18 protein-coding genes, 1 pseudogene and 1 riboswitch are annotated in these 17645 nt (G+C 70.9%); of the genes and pseudogenes, 10 read left to right on the top strand and 9 right to left on the bottom strand.

Translation table 11 applies throughout. The annotated features are described in order from the left end of the window. Positions 1-13: 13 nt before the first annotated feature. Genes FB559_RS25180 through FB559_RS25170 form a run of 3 tightly spaced genes read left to right on the top strand, consistent with a single transcriptional unit; the run spans position 14 to position 1658 of the window. Positions 14-592 carry a TetR/AcrR family transcriptional regulator gene (locus FB559_RS25180; RefSeq protein ID WP_141958225.1) on the top strand — a complete coding sequence of 193 codons (579 nt, stop codon included), beginning with the start codon at positions 14-16 and terminating at the stop codon, positions 590-592. Positions 593-604: 12 nt separating this feature from the next. Beyond that, positions 605-1012 (top strand): SRPBCC family protein, encoded by a 408-nt coding sequence (locus FB559_RS25175; RefSeq protein ID WP_141958223.1) that lies wholly within the window; start codon positions 605-607, stop codon positions 1010-1012. Between the two features lie 55 nt (positions 1013-1067). Continuing rightward, positions 1068-1658: a DUF1349 domain-containing protein gene (locus FB559_RS25170; RefSeq protein WP_141958221.1), complete on the top strand. Its 591-nt coding sequence runs from the start codon at positions 1068-1070 to the stop codon at positions 1656-1658. A gap of 86 nt (positions 1659-1744) precedes the next feature. Here the strand turns inward: FB559_RS25170 and FB559_RS44105 are convergent, their stop codons facing one another. Next, complete coding sequence (locus FB559_RS44105; protein WP_185792392.1) at positions 1745-2683, bottom strand: helix-turn-helix domain-containing protein; 939 nt, start codon at positions 2681-2683, stop codon at positions 1745-1747. A 59-nt stretch (positions 2684-2742) separates the two neighbouring features. Here FB559_RS44105 and FB559_RS25160 point away from each other — a divergent pair, with 59 nt between their 5' ends. Next, complete coding sequence (locus tag FB559_RS25160; protein WP_185792391.1) at positions 2743-3450, top strand: helix-turn-helix domain-containing protein; 708 nt, start codon at positions 2743-2745, stop codon at positions 3448-3450. On the opposite strand, the gene FB559_RS25155 is transcribed toward FB559_RS25160, so the two are convergent. After that, positions 3383-3889: a LysR substrate-binding domain-containing protein gene (locus FB559_RS25155; RefSeq protein ID WP_246122563.1), complete on the bottom strand. Its 507-nt coding sequence runs from the start codon at positions 3887-3889 to the stop codon at positions 3383-3385. The genes FB559_RS25160 and FB559_RS25155 overlap by 68 nt on opposite strands. Positions 3890-3940: 51 nt before the next feature. Between FB559_RS25155 and FB559_RS25150 the strand changes: the two genes are divergently transcribed. Further along, positions 3941-4204 (top strand): SDR family oxidoreductase, encoded by a 264-nt coding sequence (locus tag FB559_RS25150; RefSeq protein ID WP_221640564.1) that lies wholly within the window; start codon positions 3941-3943, stop codon positions 4202-4204. 39 nt (positions 4205-4243) lie between these two features. Here FB559_RS25150 and cobN read toward each other — a convergent pair whose 3' ends face one another. After that, positions 4244-7849 carry a cobaltochelatase subunit CobN gene (cobN, locus tag FB559_RS25145; RefSeq protein WP_141958217.1) on the bottom strand — a complete coding sequence of 1202 codons (3606 nt, stop codon included), beginning with the start codon at positions 7847-7849 and terminating at the stop codon, positions 4244-4246. 60 nt (positions 7850-7909) lie between these two features. Then, positions 7910-8068: riboswitch (cobalamin riboswitch) on the bottom strand. A gap of 84 nt (positions 8069-8152) precedes the next feature. Between cobN and FB559_RS25140 the strand changes: the two genes are divergently transcribed. Genes FB559_RS25140 through FB559_RS25130 form a run of 3 tightly spaced genes read left to right on the top strand, consistent with a single transcriptional unit; the run spans position 8153 to position 10080 of the window. Further along, entirely contained in the window at positions 8153-8995 is an 843-nt protein-coding gene (locus FB559_RS25140) for a helix-turn-helix domain-containing protein (protein WP_221640180.1), read from the top strand. A 13-nt stretch (positions 8996-9008) separates the two neighbouring features. Further along, complete coding sequence (locus tag FB559_RS25135) at positions 9009-9398, top strand: VOC family protein (protein WP_141958215.1); 390 nt, start codon at positions 9009-9011, stop codon at positions 9396-9398. 25 nt (positions 9399-9423) lie between these two features. Next, positions 9424-10080: a class I SAM-dependent methyltransferase gene (locus tag FB559_RS25130; RefSeq protein ID WP_221640179.1), complete on the top strand. Its 657-nt coding sequence runs from the start codon at positions 9424-9426 to the stop codon at positions 10078-10080. Positions 10081-10115: 35 nt separating this feature from the next. Here the strand turns inward: FB559_RS25130 and FB559_RS45745 are convergent. Together FB559_RS45745 and FB559_RS45740 are read right to left on the bottom strand one after the other, a co-directional pair. After that, a pseudogene (locus FB559_RS45745) lies at positions 10116-10276 on the bottom strand (IS5/IS1182 family transposase); the annotation flags it as partial. An 86-nt stretch (positions 10277-10362) separates the two neighbouring features. Continuing rightward, positions 10363-11112 carry a GbsR/MarR family transcriptional regulator gene (locus FB559_RS45740; protein ID WP_141958213.1) on the bottom strand — a complete coding sequence of 250 codons (750 nt, stop codon included), beginning with the start codon at positions 11110-11112 and terminating at the stop codon, positions 10363-10365. Between the two features lie 390 nt (positions 11113-11502). Between FB559_RS45740 and FB559_RS25115 the strand changes: the two genes are divergently transcribed. Then, a complete protein-coding gene (locus FB559_RS25115) occupies positions 11503-12477 on the top strand; it encodes a glycoside hydrolase family 113 protein (RefSeq protein ID WP_141958211.1) in 975 nt (324 codons plus the stop codon). A gap of 350 nt (positions 12478-12827) precedes the next feature. On the opposite strand, the gene FB559_RS25105 is transcribed toward FB559_RS25115, so the two are convergent. Beyond that, a complete protein-coding gene (locus FB559_RS25105; RefSeq protein ID WP_141958209.1) occupies positions 12828-13637 on the bottom strand; it encodes an AMP-binding protein in 810 nt (269 codons plus the stop codon). Positions 13638-13739: 102 nt separating this feature from the next. Between FB559_RS25105 and FB559_RS25100 the strand changes: the two genes are divergently transcribed. Next, entirely contained in the window at positions 13740-14750 is a 1011-nt protein-coding gene (locus FB559_RS25100; RefSeq protein WP_246122013.1) for a Gfo/Idh/MocA family protein, read from the top strand. A gap of 56 nt (positions 14751-14806) precedes the next feature. On the opposite strand, the gene FB559_RS25095 is transcribed toward FB559_RS25100, so the two are convergent. Genes FB559_RS25095 through FB559_RS25085 form a run of 3 tightly spaced genes read right to left on the bottom strand, consistent with a single transcriptional unit; the run spans position 14807 to position 17609 of the window. Next, on the bottom strand, positions 14807-15148 hold the full coding sequence (locus FB559_RS25095; RefSeq protein ID WP_141958205.1) for a cyclic-phosphate processing receiver domain-containing protein: 342 nt from the start codon (positions 15146-15148) through the stop codon (positions 14807-14809). Continuing rightward, complete coding sequence (locus FB559_RS25090; protein WP_141958204.1) at positions 15145-16677, bottom strand: cobyric acid synthase; 1533 nt, start codon at positions 16675-16677, stop codon at positions 15145-15147. The genes FB559_RS25095 and FB559_RS25090 overlap by 4 nt, the downstream gene beginning before the upstream one ends. Beyond that, positions 16674-17609, bottom strand: coding sequence for a cobalamin biosynthesis protein (locus FB559_RS25085; protein WP_141958202.1), 936 nt, complete (start codon positions 17607-17609; stop codon positions 16674-16676). The genes FB559_RS25090 and FB559_RS25085 overlap by 4 nt, the downstream gene beginning before the upstream one ends. Positions 17610-17645: the final 36 nt, after the last annotated feature.

The following is a 17645-nucleotide window of genomic DNA, read 5'->3' as shown; positions in this document are numbered from 1 at the left end:
GTAGAATGAAGACGTGACCGAATCGAGCGCCCGCCCGACCCGGGCGCAGCGGCGCCGCCAGACCGAGGAACGCATTCTCGCCGCGGCCCGCCAGATCTTCGCCGAGCTCGGCTACGACCGGACCACGATCCGCGCCGTGGCGTCGGCCGCCGGTGTCGACGCCGGTCTGGTCATGCACTACTTCGTCAGCAAGGATCTGCTCTTCGCCCGTGCCACCGAGGTTCCCGCCGACGAGTTGCCCGGCGGCACCTCGGACGAGGTGGCCGAGGCGCTGCTCACGTCGCTGGGCAGGCGCCTGACCGGCGAGCCGACGGCCTCCCTGGCGGTGCTGCGCTCGATGCTCACGAACGCCGACGCCGCCGATCGCTACCGGGCCGCCGCGGAGCCTCAGCTCGACCATCTCACCGAGGCGATACCGACGCCCGACGCCGACCTGCGCGCCAGCCTGCTGAGCGCGATCGTCCACGGCGTGATCGCCGAGCGATACCTGCTGCGCCTCACGCACCTCGCGGACGCCTCGCCCGAGCAGATCATCGACCTGCTGCGCCCGTGCTTCCAAAGCCTGGCCACACCCCCGCCGCCCGCACTCTGACAGGAGACCGAGATCGCCTCCATCCACCACGAAATCCTGATCGACTCGAGCCCCGAGACCGTATGGGCCGCGATCCGCGACGTGGGCGCCGTACACGAGCGTCTGCTGCCGGGGCGTGTCTCTGCCGCGCACATCGACGGCGACATCAGAACCCTGGTCTACCCGGACGGCCGTACGGTCCGCGAGCTGATCGTCGACATCGACGACGAGACACGGCGGCTCGCGTACGCGGTGGTCGAGGGCGCGCGGGGCGTCACCTACCATCACGCCACGTTCCAGGTCATCGGCGAAGGTGAGCGACGCAGCCGGCTCGTCTGGATCACCGACATCCTGCCGCACACCAGCGCCGAGGGAGCCCGCGCCCGGATCGAGCGGGGTGCACAGGAGATGAAGGAAACGCTGGAGAAAGCCGGTCCTTAGCGGTCCGCCTGTGCGGAGACCACGGCCACACGAGCACCCGGCATCGAGGGGAAACATGGACGAGCAGAGCGTCATCGAATGGTCCGCCGCGGCGTGGCTCAACCCGCCGTTGCATGCGGAGGAGGACGGCGACGCGCTGCTGGTGACCACGCGGCGGGACAGCGACTTCTGGCGTACGACGAGCTACGGCTTCGTCCACGACGACGGGCACGCGCTGCTCACCGCGTTCCCGTCCGGGTCCGCGGTCGAGGTCGGCTTCGTGGCGAACTTCGACGAGCTGTTCGACCAGGCCGGACTCATGATCCGGGTGGACGCGCAGACCTGGATCAAGGCCGGGATCGAGCTCAGCGACGGCCTTCCCCAGCTCGGCGCCGTCGTCACCCACGGACGGTCGGACTGGTCGGTGGCGCCCGTGCCGGAGTGGGCCGGGCGCCGGGTCACCGTACGCGCGAGCCGGGCCGGCGACGCGGTGACGGTACGGGCACGCTGCGAGGACGAACCCTGGCGGATGGTACGGCTGGCGCCCCTCGACCCGGATGCCACCGCGGCGGCCGGACCGTTCTGCTGCTCACCGACGCGCGAGGGCCTGACCGTCCGCTTCACACGCTTCACCAGCGGCCCCGCTGACCAGGCCCTGCACGCCTGACCAGTCGCTCGGCAACTCCGCCACTTCCACGCAGTCGCCCTGCGTGCCATCACTCGTCCAACTGCTCTTTCGCCATGCCGGGGAGGTCATCTGAAGGTCTCCATCAGTTCCTGGATCAGACGGCGAGAGGAGTCTAGGGGCTCTGCCACGGCCCCGATCCGTTCGAACCTCGTCTCGAGTCCGGCCACCTCGGACGCCTCCGGTACCAGTCTGCCCCCGTTGAGCGCCTCGACGTAGGCCACCATCCCCTCCTTGAGCGTCACGATCTTGAAGGGGCCGTCCAGACCGAAGTTGGCACCTGCGGTGTTGGGAACCACTCGCAGGGTCACGTTCGGCAACTCCGAGAGTTCCAGCAGCCGAGCGAGCTGATCTCGCATGACCTCCTTGCCACCGACATGAACCAGCAGAGCGGTCTCCGCGAGTAAGACCCACACGTCGGGCGGGTCCTTCCTCGTCAGCAGGTTCTGCCGGGTCATCCGCGCATTCACGGCACCCTCCACGTCCGGCCATCGACCGGCCGTCAGGACAGCCCTGGCGTACTCGGGCGTCTGGAGCAGGGCAGGTACCAGTTGTCCGGCGTAGATCTTCATCACGGAGGCGCGGACCTCCGCCTCGGTGAAGGACTTGAACCAGTTGGGGTCGTGGCCGAGGCGCGCGTAGTACAGCAGCACGCCGAACAGGCCGCCCGTCCTCCACGCCTCGTCCACCTGGGCGGCCTGGGCGTCGGTGAGCTTCGCCTCGGCGTTCTCCAGTCGGGAAATCGACGAGCGCGCGCAGTTGAGCAGGTCGGCCAGCGCGCCGCCCGACGCACCTTGCTGCATCCGGTGAAACCGCAGCAGGTAGGCCATGAACGCCCACAGCGACGATCGCGGGTCGGGGGACTCGTTGATGTTCATCGGCACAGGCTCCTGGGCGGGGAAGTTCCAGAAATTCCTGGGAATAGTGACACACAATGGCGCGCCGGTGATGCTGGTCCACGAAAGAACGCCATTCGACGATGCGACATATACGGACAGGAGTCCCATTTCACATGCCGGCGCAAAGCGATCCCTATGACGCCCCGGCGATACGGGCGTTCGGGATCATGCTGAAGAAGATGCGGGACGCCGCCGAACTCACCCAGAAGGAATTCGGGGAGACGCTGGGTTACAGCCCGCAGTTCATCGGCCAGATCGAGAGCGCGAGAAACATCCCGTCCAAGACGTTCGCCCAGGACCTCGACACGTACTTCAAAATCGACGGGCTGTTCCTCGAACTCTGGCATCTCATCAAGGACGCGCGCCGCCTGGGGATGTCACCGGCCGGCTTCTCCAAGTACGTGGAGCTGGAGCGGAGCGCCACCACGATCCGTATCTTCGAGTCGCGCTTCGTCCCTGTGCTCTTCCTTACCGGCGACGACGCGGGTGTTCTCGACCGCCCGAATCCGCCGCACGTGTTCCTCGTCATCGACGAAGAGGCGTTATGGCGAGCAGAAGGACCGCGCGAAGGCCGGTTCGCCCATCTGCTGCGGCTCACCGAGCGGCCCGAAATATGCCTCCAGGTGCTGGCGCACGACACCGATTACCCGCCGGCGCACTCCGGGAGTTTCACCGTTTTAGGATTCGACGGCGACAGCGATGTCGTCTACATCGAATCCGCCGGACTGGGCAGCCTGTTCGACACGCCTTCCGCCGTGAAAAGCTGCGTGATGCGCTTCGACCTGCTCCGGGGCCACGCTTACTCGGTCACCGAATCCCGAGCCATCCTGGAGAGAGCGGCCCACTCGCCGGATTCGAGGTCGCCCTCCAACTGATGCCCAGCGTCCTAAGAGAATGACGGGGTATCGGGCCCTCCAGCGGGACGGTGGTCAGGTCGGGACGCAGATGGCCGGCGTCACCGGTCGAGATGGCCACGGCCTGCCCGGCAGCGATGATCTCGTACGTGTCCTCGACGGCCTCGACAAGGGGGCCGTCGGGCGCGCGGCGTCCGTCGGGCCGAGGGTCGACACGCCAGAAGGCGCTCCAGATCGGGTCGGATCTGCGCACCCGGGGCAGGGGCTCGTCGGCGATGTCGTCCAGCGTGACCGACTCCTTGCCTGCCAGGCGGTGCTCGCGTGACAGCACCACCACGCGAGGCTCGTCGTGGAGGACGGTGACGTGCAGGTGGTCCGTCGCGAACGGCATGCGTGCCACCACCGCGTCCACACGGCGGTCCAGCAGCGTCTCGGCGAGCGGCAGGAAGACTTCGCCCACCGGGGTCAGACGGCTGCCCCGAGGCGTGCGGTCCAGCAGACGGGTGCCCAGTTGCTGTTCAAGGCGGTGGATCTGGCGGCTCAGCTCGGCCCCAAGGGCGTGCGGGTCAACGCCATCGTGCCCGGTCCGACCGCCACCGAGCTGAACACGGCGCAGATGCCGATATGGGAACAGCTGACCGCGAGCAGCTACCCCGCCCGGCGCCCCGGCACCGCGGCGGAGATCGCCGATGCCGTGGTCTTCCTCGCCGGCGACGAGGCGTCCTACATTCACCGCGTGCTGCTGCCCGTCGACGGCGGTGCCCTGACCCGCTGACCTCTCGCCGCCCGTCACCTCGCGCCCACGGCTCAGCTCTCACTCGCCCGCTTCGAGGTCGCCCTCCAGCTGAAGGTAGGTCTGCTTGAGCCGGTCGAGGGTCTCCGGGTCGGGCTCGGCCCACAGCTCGCGGTCGGCGGCCTCCAGGAGGCGTTCGGTGATGCCGCGCAGCGCCCAGGGGTTCGACCGCTCCATGAACTCACGGTTCTCGGCGTCGAAGACGTACTCCTCGGCGAGCTTCTCGTACATCCAGTCGTCGACCACGCCCGCCGTCGCGTCGTAGCCGAACAGGTAGTCGACGGTCGCGGCCAGCTCGAAGGCGCCCTTGTACCCGTGGCGGCGCATCGCGGCGATCCAGCGCGGGTTCACGACGCGGGCACGGAACACCCGGTGGGTCTCCTCGCCGAGCGTCCGCGTCTTGACCTGGTCCGGGAGCGCGGAGTCGCCGACGTACGCGGCGGGGCTGCGGCCGGTCAGCGTGCGGACCATGGCGACCATGCCGCCGTGGTACTGGAAGTAGTCGTCGGAGTCGACGATGTCGTGCTCGCGGGTGTCCTGATTCTTGGCCGCGACCGCGATGCGACGGAACGCCGCCTCCATGTCCGTACGTGCCTCGCGGCCGTCCAACCCGCGGCCGTACGCGTAGCCGCCCCACACGGCGTACACCTCGGCGAGGTCGCCGTCGTCGCGCCAGTTGCGCGAGTCGATCAGCGGCAGCAGGCCGGCGCCGTACGCGCCCGGTTTGGAGCCGAAGATCCGGCTCGTCGCACGACGCCAGTCGCCGTGCTGGGCCGCGTCCTCCAGCGCGTGCGCCCGCAGGTGGTTGTCCGGCTCGTCGAGCTCGGCGACGGCCGCGATCGCGTCGTCCATGAGCGAGATGACGTGCGGGAACGCGTCACGGAAGAAGCCGGAGATGCGCAGCGTCACGTCGACGCGCGGACGTCCGAGTTCCTCGCGGGCGATGATCTCAAAACCGGTCACGCGCCGGGACGCCTCGTCCCAGACCGGGCGTACGCCGATCAGCGCGAGCACCTCGGCGATGTCGTCGCCCTGGGTGCGCATCGCCGAGGTGCCCCAGACGGTGAGGCCGACGCTGCGCGGGTACTCGCCGGTGTCGGCGAGGTGGCGCTGGAGGAGTGAGTCGGCGAGGGAGACCCCGACGTCCCAGGAGTTGCGGGACGGGATCGCCTTCGGGTCCACGGAGTAGAAGTTACGGCCGGTCGGCAGGACGTTGACGAGGCCGCGCGTCGGCGAGCCGGACGGTCCCGCCGGGACGTACCCGCCGTCGAGGGCGTGGAGTACCGCGTCGATCTCGCCGGACGTCGCCGCCAGGCGCGGCACCACCTCGTCGGCCGCGAACTCCAGCAGGCGTTCGACCTCCGGCACCGCCGACCCGAGCACCTCGGCGCAGACGGCCGGTGCCTTAGATGCGTCCCAGCCGAGCGTCTCCATGCCGACGACGAGCCGCCGCGCGACGGCCTCGAGCAGGTCGATCACGTCGGAGGCGGTACGCGCCGGGCCATCGGCGATCTCGGCGAGCCCGCCCGCGTTCGCCTCCGCTCCGGGGGTGGCGAGCAGGGTCTTCTCGTCCAGGCCGTACCGCGCGGCGATGGCCGCACGCAGGCCCGGCAGCGCGCCGTGCCGCCCGGCCCAGACCTGGGTGGCCCGCAGCACCGCGAGGACGAGGTTGACCCGCTGTTCGGGATCGGGCGCGTCGCCGAGGATGTGCAGCCCGTCCCGGATCTGCACGTCCTTGATCTCGCACAGGTAGCCGTCGACGTGCAGGACGAACTCGTCGAACGCGGTCGCGTCGGGCTGGTCGTCGATGTGCAGGTCGTGGTGCAGCTGGGCGGCCTCGATCAGGGTCCAGATCTGCGCGCGCACGGCGGGCAACTTGGTCGGGTCGAGCGCCTGCACCGTGGCGTACTCGTCCAGGAGCTGTTCGAGCTTGGCCAGGTCCCCGTACGTGTCGGCGCGCGCCATCGGCGGCACCATGTGGTCCACGATGGTCGCGTGCCCGCGGCGCTTGGCCTGGGTGCCCTCGCCCGGGTCGTTGACGATGAACGGGTAGACGAGCGGCAGGTCGCCGAGGACCGCGTCGGGGGCGCACTCCGCGGACAGGCCGAGGCCCTTTCCGGGCAGCCATTCGAGAGTGCCGTGCTTGCCGAGGTGGACGACGGCGTCGGCGCCGAAGGTCCCGTCGAGCCAGCGGTAGGCGGCCAGGTAGTGGTGCGAGGGCGGCAGGTCGGGGTCGTGGTAGATCGCGACCGGGTTCTCGCCGAACCCGCGCGGCGGCTGGATCATCAGCAGCACGTTGCCGAAGCGCAGCGACGCCAGCACGATGTCGTCGCCATCGGTGTACAGCTCGCCCGGCGGCTCGCCCCAGTGCCGCCGTACGCCCTCGCGCAGGGAGTCCGGCAGCGCCGCGAACCATCGCTCGTAGTCCGCCAGCGGCACCCGCGCGGGCGCGGCGCGCAACTGCTCCTCGGTCAGCCACTCCACGTCGTGACCGCCCGCCGCGATCAGTGTGTGGATGAGCTTGTCGCCGTCGGTCGGATGGTCGCCGACCTGGTAGCCGGCCTCCTTCAGCGCCGCCAGCAGGCGTACCGCCGAGACCGGCGTGTCCAGGCCGACCGCGTTGCCGACGCGTGCGTGCTTGGTCGGGTACGACGACAGCACGATCGCCAGCTTCCGGTCGGCGGGCGGCGTGTGCCGCAGCCGCGCGTGGCGTACGGCGATGCCGGCGACGCGGGCGGCGCGTTCGGGGTCGGCGGCGTACACCGGGATGCCGTCGGGGCCCTCCTCCTTGAAGGAGAACGGCACCGAGATCAGGCGGCCGTCGAACTCGGGGATGGCGACCTGCATGGCCGCGTCCATCGGTGACAGCGCCGCGTCCGAGGCGTCCCAGACCTCCCGCGACGTGGTCAGGCACATTCCCTGGATGACCGGGACGTCCAGAGTGGCCAGGGCGCCCGCGTCCCAGCCGTCCTCGGCCGACGCACCTGCCGCGAGCACCGTGACCACGACGGTGTCGGCGCGGCCGAGGAGCTCCATCAGGCCCTCGTCGGCGGCGCGCAGCGAGCCGCAGAAGACCGGCAGGGCGTTGCCGCCCGCCGCCTCGATCCGCTCGCAGAGGGTGTCGACGAACGCGGTGTTGCCGGACAGCTCGTGGGCGCGGTAGAAGACCACGCCCACGGTCGGCCGCCCCTCGCGTACGACGGGGTCGCCGTGCACGCCGTACGCGGGCATCGCCTGCGGCGGCGCCCAGGGCTCCTCGTCGCCGGGTGACAGCATCCCGGCCAGGAAGCGCGCCAGCTCGCGCAGGTTGCCGACGCCGCCCTCGCGCAGGTAGTCCAGGGCCTCGGTGGCGACGCCGGACGGCACGGTGGACAGGGCCATCAGCTCGGCGTCCGGGCTCGCCTCGCCGCCCAGCGCGACGAGTGGCAGGCCACGTCGCCGCAGGTCCTCGACGCCCTCGCGCCAGGTGCTGAGGCCGCCGAGGAGCCGCAGGACCACGGCGTCGACGCCCTCGCACAGCGCGTCCAGGTCGGCGACGCCGAGGCGGGCCGGGTTACCGGTCGCGTAACCGGCCGAACGAGCCGACAAGAGCTCGGTGTCGGCGGTGGAGAGCAGCAAGACGCGCACGTGTGAGTCCTTCCCTCGGGGGTCCTCGCCCCGGGCCGGGTGCCTATCGCGGACGGCGGGAAGTCTCCTGACTCTCAGGTCATCGCACGGCGGCCCGGACCCCCTCGTGGGGACCGGTACCACCACCCGCGGCCTTCCAGCTCGCCGCCGTGGCCGTATGCGCGGGCTCGCTACCTGATCACAGTTGCGGGACAGCCCCGGAATCGCACCGGGTTCCTTCCCTCGCCGTCGCGGGACAGTCTACGGAGACCAGGGCCCTGCCGATACGTGCCGGATGTCACCCTCCACGGCTACCGTGGGCGCATGAGCGGTACCGGGCTCATCATGGAGCGGGCCGAGGTGACGCCGCCGGCGCACCTGGCGCCGTTCGTCGCGCACTACTCGGGCTACCGCTACGAGGGCCTGCCGCCGGGCACCCACCACGGCCTCCCGTCGCCGTACCTCACGATCGTCATCAGCCTCGGCGCGCCGACCCGTACGACGGTCATGCCCGACCCGCGGCAGGCGCCGGCCGAGTTCGCCGCGCTCCTGGGCGGGATGCACACCCGGGCCGCGCTGATCGAGCACGACGGCAGCCAGTACGGCGTCCAGCTCTCGCTCACTCCCGACGGCGCGAGGTCGCTGCTCGGCATGCCCGCCGGCGAGCTCGCGTCCACGATCGTCCCGCTCGACGGGCTCGCCCACACGCGCATGGGCGAGCTCATCGAGCGCATGGGCGAGGCACACTCGTGGCCCGCCCGCTTCGCCATCCTCAACGAGGTGCTGTCTCGCGACCTCGGCCGGCTGCCGGCGCCTTCGGCCGAGCTGGGCCACGCGTGGCGGCTCCTGACCTCACGCGGTGGCCGCGTCCGCATCGACGACCTCGCACGCGAGGTCGGCTGGAGCCGCCGGCACCTCGGCGAGCGCTTCACCGCGGAGTACGGCCTGAGCCCCAAGGAGGCGGCGCGCGTCATGCGCTTCGAGCGGTCGAAGCTCCTGCTGACGCGGCGCGAACGGCCCGCACTGGCCGCCGTCGCGGCGGCGTGCGGCTACTACGACCAGGCCCATCTGGCGCGCGAGTGGAACTCCTTCATCGGATGTCCGCCGTCGGTCTGGCTGACCGGCGACGACCTCCCATTCATCCAAGACGAGGAGGTGGAGCCTTAGCGACGATAGGGCCATGAGCGATACCAGGATCTGGCCCTCGATCCGCTACTCCGACGCCCACGCCGCGATCCGCTTTCTCATCGACGCGTTCGGGTTCGAACGCGTCGCCGTCTACGAGACCGGCGATCGCGTCGACCACGCCGAGCTCCGCTGGCCTACGGGAGGTGGCGTCATGCTCGGCAGCGCCTCACGCGAGGACAGCTCCATCTCCGGCCTGCCGGCCGGCACCGGCTCGGTCTACGTCGTGACGGACGACCCCGCGACCCTGTTCAAGCGCGCCGTCGCGGCGGGCGCGACCGTCGTCAGGGCGCCGCAGGAGGAGTCGTACGGTCTGGGCTTCACCGTCCGCGACCCCGAAGGGGTCTTCTGGAGCTTCGGCACGTACGCGGGCGCCGGAAGCTGAGCCCGGTCACAGTCAGGGGATGAAGATGTCGGAACGAATCCTTGCCGGCGATCCGTTCGGTGGCCGGCAGCCGACCCAGCACGAACGGATGAGTGGGAAGCCCTGGGACGCGTCGTACCACGACGGCCCCGCGCCCTGGGAGATCGGCGGGCCGCAGCCCGCGATAGCGCGGCTGGTGTACGAAGGCGTGTTCGCCGGAACGGTGCTCGACGCGGGTTGCGGGAGCGGCGACAACACGCTCCACGTCGCCTCCCTGGGCCTGCCGGTGCTGGGCTTCGACGTGGCCGAGACGGCACTGGCGGCCGCTCGGAAGAAGGCCGAGGACCGTGGGATCGAGGTCACGTTCGCCGCCGCCGACGCGTTCCAGCTCTCGCGGTTGGAACGCAGGTTCGACACGGTGCTGGACTGCGGGCTGTTCCACTCCTTCGAGGGCGACGAGCGATCCCGGTACGCGGTGAGCCTGGCGTCGGTGACCGAGCACGGCGGAACCCTTTACGTGCTGTGCTTCAGCGACGACGGTCCCGACACCGGCCCGCACCCGATCAGCCGGGACGACCTGAGAGCGGCGTTCAACCCCGGCAGCGGATGGAACGTCGCCGCCATCGAACCGGACCGGGTACGGACGAGGTACCACGACGAGAACGGCGCACCGGCCTGGCTCGCGACGATCAAACGGGCCTAGACCGCCCTGGCCGGTGCGGGGACGATGACCCTTTTTCATCCTCGGGTGACCTCGTAGCTCTGTAGGACAGCGATGGTCTTGACGAGTGGCCGGCTTTGCCGGGGCTGCAACACAGCTTGCGGAGGAGTCTCCAGGTCTTGATCTGGACATTCGCGCGTTCGCCGGGCCCGCGGAGCTTGGCGTGTGACCGGTTCGCGCAGGATCCCCAGAGGCGGACTGCGGTCAGGCCGTGATCACCGCTGCTCCGCGCGCGGATTAAAAAGGGTCAGTGTATGGCGGCGTTCATCGTGTTGTCGTTGAGTGGGTTGTCTGCGTGTGCTTGGGCTCGGTGGGTGTGGTGGCGCGCCAGTGCTTTTCTGCGGCACGGAGGATGTCGTTGCCGAGTTGTTCGAGGAATCGGCCCGCGGTGGCGAGCCGGGTTCCGACAGCGGTGTCGGTTCCGAAGATGTCGGCGCCGCGCAGGGCGGTGGTGGCGAGTTGCTGGTTGGCGCGGACGCCGACCACCGCGGAGCGAAGGCCCGCGTTTTCGTCGAGGAAGTACCTGTGGCGCCGGCTTTGGCTGTCGCGGCCGCGGCGGATCAGCCCGTGCTGTTGTAGCAGGCCGACCGCGTGCGAGATTGTTGCCGCGCTGACTTGCAGGTGCTGCGCCAGTTCGGCGGCGGTGTAGCTGCCGGTCTCGGAGGTGAACAGGCAGGCCATCACGCTGGCGGCGGTGCGCGGCATGCCGGTCTCGATGATGGCCGCGGTGAGGTCTGCAATGAATGTGGCTGCCGCGCCGGGGTCGGGGCCGCTGCGCTCGCTGGCCTGTTGCGGGGCTGCCGGCGGGCGGGGGCTGCGTCGGGCGCGGTGGGTGCTGGCGAGCTGGGCCAGGTCCGCGCGGTAGCGGCCTGGCCCGCCGTTGCGTGCGACCTCGCGGCTCACCGTCGAGGTGGGACGGCCCAGGCGGCGGGCGATCCCGGCGTAGTCCAGGCCCTGCGCCAAGCCTTCGGCGATCTGCTGCCGGTCGGCTCTGGTCAGCCTGCGTCCTGGCATCCGGCCGGCTCCTCGGCTTCGGTTGTCTGGACGCCAGTATGCGAGCCAGTCGTCAGCCGTTGCAACGGGTGACCTCGGTGTTGCATTATCCGGCATCGTCATTGCAATCACCAATAGTGGCACCGAGCAGCGAAAACGATGCAAATCCGGGAGAGGCGTCGTTGACCGGTGTTTCGCGTCTTACCTAACGTTCGGATCCGGTAGCCGGACGACGGCACTCGGCGGTCTCCCATTGACAGGCGAGGTAACACCATGGCTGAGACCGCCGTCGAGCGGCCACGGACGCGTGCCGAGCGGACGGGGCCGGACACCCCTGGATCCGTTCCACTGCGCGAAGAGCCGATATTTGAGAGTGACCGCGCTTGCGGTGACCTGGTGAGGAGCGATGACATGCGTGCCAAGGGCATCAATTACGACACCGGCTTCACTCCCGGTGGGCGGAGTTCGCGGCCCGTCTTCGACGCTGAGGCCGTGCGGCGGGAGATCCGGGTCATCGCCGACGATCTGCACTGCGATGCCGTGCGGATCACCGGCGGCGACCCCGCGCGGCTGGCGCTCGCCGCCGGGCACGCCGCCGACGCTGGGCTGGAGGTCTGGTTCTCCCCGTTCCCTTGCGAACTGTCCGCAAGGGAGTTGGTGCCGTACTTCGCCGACTGCGCGGACCGCGCCCAGGAAGTGGGAGCAGATGTCTTCGTCGCGGGCTGCGAGTTGAGCCTGTTCGCCGCCGGTTTCCTCCCCGGAGAGGACACCTTCGCAAGGATCAATGCCGTGGCCAGCGACAACCCCGACGCGACCGAGGCATCGGCCCGGCTCGCCGAGATCGCTGCCCGGTTGGACGCCGTTCTGGCCGACATCGCGGCGACGGTGCGCGAACGGTTCCGCGGCAAGGTCACTTACGCCGCCGGAACATGGGAACAGGTCGATTGGGCGCCCTTCGACATCGTGAGCGTCGACGCCTACGGCGACGCCAGCGACGCTTTCCGCCAGGGCCTGCGTGAATACCTCCGGCACGGTAAGCCGCTCGCGGCGACCGAGTTCGGCTGCTGCACGTACCGAGGCGCGGCTGAGCGCGGCGGTTTCGGCTGGGCCATCGTCGACTACGAAGCCGATCCGCCTCGCCTCGACGGCAACTACGTCCGCGACGAGGAGGAACAGGCCCGCTATCTGCGCGAGATGATGGCAGTCTTCGAGAAGGAAGGTGTGGACACCGCCTTCTGGCTCACCTTCGCCGGCTACGAGTTCCCACATCGCACGGATCCGCGTTTCGATCTCGACATGGCCTCCTACGGGGTATGCAAACTCATGCCCGACGGCAGTCTCGCCCCCAAACGGTCCTTCCACGCCATGGCCAAGGCATACGAATGAAACACCGGAGAGCTACCCGGTGAACACCAGATAATCGGCATGACAGGACATGGTGGTGACCTGGCGGAAAGGCGGTGTCAGTGTCCAGCGCGCCGTTGTACGACACCATCGGAGCCACCTGCACCGTGACGCGACGCACCGAGCCCCGTCTCACCGCGCGGTCCTGGGCCGCGCTCGGCGACGCACGGACCGTACTGAACGTCGGGGCGGGCACGGGGTCCTACGAGCCCCCGGCCGCTACGTCCTCGCGGTCGAACCTTCGGTCTGGCTGACCGCGACCACCTGCCCGAGTTCGCCGCCTTGAGAATCCGCAGAGTCCTGGCGTCGCTGAACCCGCTCATCGCCGGAGGCTAGGGCGTCACCACCGGGCAGCCGAGCCACTGCTCGATCCGGCTCGGTGGTGGCGTGGCTCCGTTCGAGACGGCGATCCGCAGGGGTTCGAACGTGCCCCGTGGTCCCTCGGCGGCCAGGCGGGTGAAGAACGCCGACGTGGAGAGCAGGACGCTGGCCCGATGGCGGCGTACGCGCTCGGCCACCACCCGGATCGAACGCTGCCCGGAGTCGAGCACGGCGCTGGCCCCGGAGAAGAGCGGCAGGAAGATCGTGTTGCGGAGGCCGACGGGGTCGTAGGTCTTCGGCACCGAGAAGAGCACGTCGTTCTCCCGCAGGCCGAAGGACTCCATCGCCAGGTAGGCCTGCTCCGGGTCCCCGTGGGCGTACATCGCGGTGTACTGCCCGTACGCGGGAGTGTCGGGGCGGACCGGATACGGCGGGGCGGCTCGCGCCGCGGGCATCGCGGCGGCCAGCTCGGCGGGCGTGAGGTCGCCCGGCCGCCGGCCCGGCGCGCGCACCACCAGGCTCGCCGGCGGCAGCTCGGCCGCCTCCGGGTCGGCGAGCATCGCGACGGCGCCGATGCGCACGGTGCCGAGGAACGCCCAGACGAACTCCATCGAGCCGGGCAGCGCGATCACCACGCGGTCCCCCGGCCCGATGCCGCGGGAAAGGAGCAACGACGCGACGCGGGCCGCGCCGCGGTGCACCTCGCCATGCGTGTAAAGGTCATCGCCGCACAGGAACGCCACCCGATCCGCCCAGCCGAAGGCGTCCGTCCACCGGCTGAGCACCTCCGCCAGATTCGCATCCGGGGATGGTCCGGGCATGCGTGCTCCCCTCCCCTCATGGGCCCCTACGCGACATTAGGCCGGGTCGCGGTGCTGGGACAGACCCGTAGCGTGATCAAATAGATCTCGATGAGGCCATCTGTGGACACCCTTGGGGTTGCGTTGATCGGCTATGGCACCGGAGGTGCCGTCTTTCACGCTCCGCTCATCTCGGCGGCCCCCGACCTGGAGCTGGCCGCGGTCGTGACGTCGAATCCGGAGCGGCAGGCGAGCGTACGCAGCCGCTACCCGGGGGCGCGGATCCTGGAGAGCCCGGACCTCGTCTGGGCCGGCGGATACGACCTGGTCGTCATCACGACACCGAACCGGCAGCACGTCCCGCTGGCACGCGCCGCTCTCGACGCGGGCATCCCGGTCGTGATCGACAAGCCGGTCGCTCCGACGGCCGCCGAGGCCAGGTCGCTCGCCGGCGGTCCCCTGGTGGTCCCGTTCCACAACCGGCGCTGGGACGGCGACTTCCGAACCGTCGCCCGGCTGGCGCACGAGGGCGCGCTGGGCCGGGTCCTGCGCTTCGAGTCGCGGTTCACCCGCTGGCGCCCGCAGATCAAGCCGGGCTGGAAGGAGACCGCCGACCCGGCCGCCGCGGGCGGTGTGCTGTACGACCTCGGCGCCCACCTGATCGACCAGGCGATCACCCTGTTCGGCCCCGTGCGGCACGTCCACGCCGAACTCGACGTACGCCGCCAGCACGCGCAGGCCGCCGACGACGCGTTCGTGGCCCTGACCCACGCGGACGGCGTCCACTCCCACCTGTGGATGAGCGCGATCAGCGCCGATCTGGGCCCGCGCTTCCGTGTCCTGGGCGACGAGGCCGCGTACACGACCTACGGCCTGGACCCCCAGGAGGGGCAGCTGCGTGACGGCCTGACACCCTCCGACCAGGGCTACGGCATCACTCCCCCGGAGTCGTACGGACTGCTGGGCACACCGGGAAAGGCACGGCCGCACCGCACCGAACCCGGCCGGTACCAGGACTTCTATCCCCAGGTCGCCGCCGCGATCCGCGGCGAGGCACCACCCCCGGTGACCCTGGACGACGCCGCGACGGGCCTGGAGGTCATCGAGAAGGCCCTCGCCGGCGCCTCGCGGTAGAGCCGCCCGCCCGGAGCGAGTCACCGGGTCGCTGCCGGTAGGGCGGTTCGTGGACGCTAGGCGGTCGCCCGTCGGACCCGGTAGTCCCAGCGCCTCAGCACTCGGACCACCGTCTCCGCGCCGCTCGGATTGGCGCTGTGGACGAAGATCATGCTGATCTTGAAGGGACGGCCGTCGAAGGCGGCTTCTTCCAGCAGGGTCACGACCGGCATGATGCTGTCGTCGCCGCCCAGGTCGTGGTCCAGCCAGAGCTCGTCGATCTGCCGGCCACGATGCTCTTCGAGAAGCAGGATGCCCTCGCCGCTGCTACGGGCGACTCGCGTGGCCCTTGGCAAGGGGCGCAGGTCGTCGATGCCGAGGATGACCGGCACCCGTGCCTCGCCCACCCCGGCGTTCATCGCGACCTTGAGCCTGCCGGCGCGTTGAGCGAGGGGTGGCCCGGGCCGCCGGGTGCGACGACGGGCAGGCCGGGCGGGGCGCCGGACTCGATGAGGCGCTCCAGCGCGGCGGTGTCGAGGTGGTTCTCCACCAGGTCGCCGAGGGCGTCGAGCTGGGCCTCGCGCAGCGCGGCGAAGTCGGTGTCCGGTGCGGGCGTGAAGGCCCGTCCGGCCGTACGCGCGACGTCCGCCAGGAACGCGCGGCGGAAGCCGTTGTTCTCCAGCGCGCCGTGCCAGGTGGTGCCCCACACCGCACCGGTGCGGCAGCCGTCGAGGAACGGTTCGCCGCCCTCCACGGCCACGATGCCGTGGTGGATCTCGTACGCGTGCACCCGCTCGCCGTACGCCTCGCCGGTGGGCCTGCGCAGTGTCTTGTCCGGGGCGAACTCCACCCGTGCCGGCAGGAGGCCGAGGCCCTCGACCGGGCCCGCGCACGACTCGACGTCGTCGAGGATCTCCCGCGCGAGCATCTGGTAGCCGCCGCAGATCCCGAGTACGGGCCGTCCCTCGCGGGCGCGGCGGGTGATCTCGGCGGCGAGCCCGCGTTCGTGCAGCCAGCCGAGGTCGGAGACGGTGGCGCGCGTGCCGGGGAGCACGACGAGGTCGGCGTCGGCGAGGTCGCCGGGCGTCCTGGCGAACGTGACGTTCACGCCCGGCTCGGCCGCCAGCGCGTCCACGTCGGTGAAGTTGGAGATCCGCGGCAGCCGTACGACCGCGACGCGCAGTGTCCCCTGCCCCTCACGCGGGGGGACCGCGGCGCGGGCGGCGTCCAGCCCGAGCGAGTCCTCCACGTCGAGGCCGAGGCCGTCCAGCCAGGGCAGCACGCCGTACACATCGCGTCCGGTCAGCGCCGTGATCTGGGCGAGGCCGGGCGCGAGCAGCTCGGGCGCGCCACGGAACTTGTTGATCACGAACCCGGCGACCAGCCGCTGGTCCTCCGGCTCCAGCAGCCCCACCGTGCCGTACAGGGCCGCGAACACCCCGCCGCGGTCGATGTCGCCGACCACGATCACCGGCAGGTCGGCGGCGCGTGCCAGGCCCATGTTGGCGAGGTCGCCGTTCCTGAGGTTGATCTCGGCGGGGCTGCCGGCACCCTCGCAGATCACGACGTCGTACTCCGCGCGCAGCCTGGCCAGGCTGGCCGCGACGACCTCACGCAGCCGCGCCTTGTGCTCGCCGTATCCCATCGCGTCGACCTCGGCCACCGGGCGGCCCAGCACGACCACCTGGCTGCGCCGGTCGCTGCCGGGCTTGAGCAGGACCGGGTTCATGTGGGCGGACGGCTCGACACGGGCGGCGGCGGCCTGCATGACCTGCGCCCGCCCGATCTCCGCGCCGTCGGCGGTGACCATCGAGTTGAGCGACATGTTCTGCGCCTTGAACGGCGCGACGCGCACTCCGCGGCGGGCCAGCCACCGGCACAGCCCTGCCGTGAGCACGCTCTTGCCCGCGTCCGAGGTCGTGCCGGCGACCAGAAGCGCACCTCTCATCGCCGACCCCGTCGGAACGCCACCCGCCCGCAGACGGCCAGCGCGGCCGAGGCGAGCACGACCGCGCGGGACAACCGCACCGCGCGGCCGATGTCGGACGGCTCCGGTGCGGTGCCGTCCCCGAGCTCGGGGCGGTGCTCGACGCGGCTCTCGTACACGTTGACGCCGCCGAGCCGTACGCCGAGCGCGCCGGCGAACGCCGCCTCGCAGCGTCCCGCGTTCGGGCTGGGGTGCTCGGCGCCGTCACGCCGCAGGACCCGGTACGCCGCGCGCGGTGAGCCGCCGACGATCGGGGCGCACGCGGCGGTGAGCAGACCGGTGAGCCGCGCCGGCACCCAGTTGGCCACGTCGTCGATGCGCGCGGCGGCCCACCCGAAGTTCGCGTACCGGGGACTGCGATGGCCGACCATCGCGTCGAGGGTGTTCACCGCGCGGTAGGCGAGCAGGCCGGGCACCCCGAGGACGGCCCCCCAGAACAGCGGCGCGACGGCGGCATCGGAGGTGTTCTCCGCGACCGACTCGACGGTGGCGCGGGCGAGCTCCTTCGCGTCCAGGGCGGCCGGATCGCGTCCGCACAGGTGCGGCAGCCGGATGCGGGCGGCCTCCAGGTCACCGGACTCCAGCGCCTCACCCATCGCCCGGCCCTCGCGCGCCAGGGAGGTGCCGCCGAGCACGGCCCAGGTCGCGGCGGCGGTGAGCAGCGAGGTCCGGCGAGTCCCGGCGACGGCGCCTATCCCGGTGGCGCCCATCCCGGCGGCGCCGAGCACGCACAGGCCGGCGAACACCGCGCCACGGGCCTTCGAGTCGGCGTACATTCGGCGTTCGAGCCCGCCCGCGACGCGCCCGAACGCGGCGACCGGATGGCCACGCCGCGGATCGCCGGTCAGCGCGTCCAGAACCACGCCGGCGACCAGACCCCTCTCGATCGTCATGCGACGACCTTAGGCCCGCCGCATGAGTCCCCGCCT

Origin of the sequence: Actinoallomurus bryophytorum, from assembly GCF_006716425.1 — a bacterium.
Classification (GTDB): Bacteria; Actinomycetota; Actinomycetes; order Streptosporangiales; family Streptosporangiaceae; genus Actinoallomurus; species Actinoallomurus bryophytorum.
Note: the sequence above shows the minus strand (reverse complement) of the source record. Positions and strands in the feature narration are given on the sequence as shown.

Bases quoted from the DNA above. Each gene is read 5' to 3' on its own strand.
- FB559_RS25105 (WP_141958209.1), bottom strand. From the start codon at position 13,637: ATGCCCGGACCATCCCCGGATGCGAATCTGGCGGAGGTGCTCAGCCGG.
- FB559_RS44105 (WP_185792392.1), bottom strand. From the start codon at position 2,683: ATGGGACTCCTGTCCGTATATGTCGCATCGTCGAATGGCGTTCTTTCG.
- FB559_RS25130 (WP_221640179.1), top strand. From the start codon at position 9,424: ATGTCGGAACGAATCCTTGCCGGCGATCCGTTCGGTGGCCGGCAGCCG.
- FB559_RS25135 (WP_141958215.1), top strand. From the start codon at position 9,009: ATGAGCGATACCAGGATCTGGCCCTCGATCCGCTACTCCGACGCCCAC.
- FB559_RS25095 (WP_141958205.1), bottom strand. From the start codon at position 15,148: ATGAACGCCGGGGTGGGCGAGGCACGGGTGCCGGTCATCCTCGGCATC.
- FB559_RS25160 (WP_185792391.1), top strand. From the start codon at position 2,743: ATGCTGAAGAAGATGCGGGACGCCGCCGAACTCACCCAGAAGGAATTC.
- FB559_RS25140 (WP_221640180.1), top strand. From the start codon at position 8,153: ATGAGCGGTACCGGGCTCATCATGGAGCGGGCCGAGGTGACGCCGCCG.
- FB559_RS25085 (WP_141958202.1), bottom strand. From the start codon at position 17,609: ATGACGATCGAGAGGGGTCTGGTCGCCGGCGTGGTTCTGGACGCGCTG.
- FB559_RS25115 (WP_141958211.1), top strand. From the start codon at position 11,503: ATGCGTGCCAAGGGCATCAATTACGACACCGGCTTCACTCCCGGTGGG.
- FB559_RS25090 (WP_141958204.1), bottom strand. From the start codon at position 16,677: ATGAGAGGTGCGCTTCTGGTCGCCGGCACGACCTCGGACGCGGGCAAG.
- FB559_RS25170 (WP_141958221.1), top strand. From the start codon at position 1,068: ATGGACGAGCAGAGCGTCATCGAATGGTCCGCCGCGGCGTGGCTCAAC.
- FB559_RS45740 (WP_141958213.1), bottom strand. From the start codon at position 11,112: ATGCCAGGACGCAGGCTGACCAGAGCCGACCGGCAGCAGATCGCCGAA.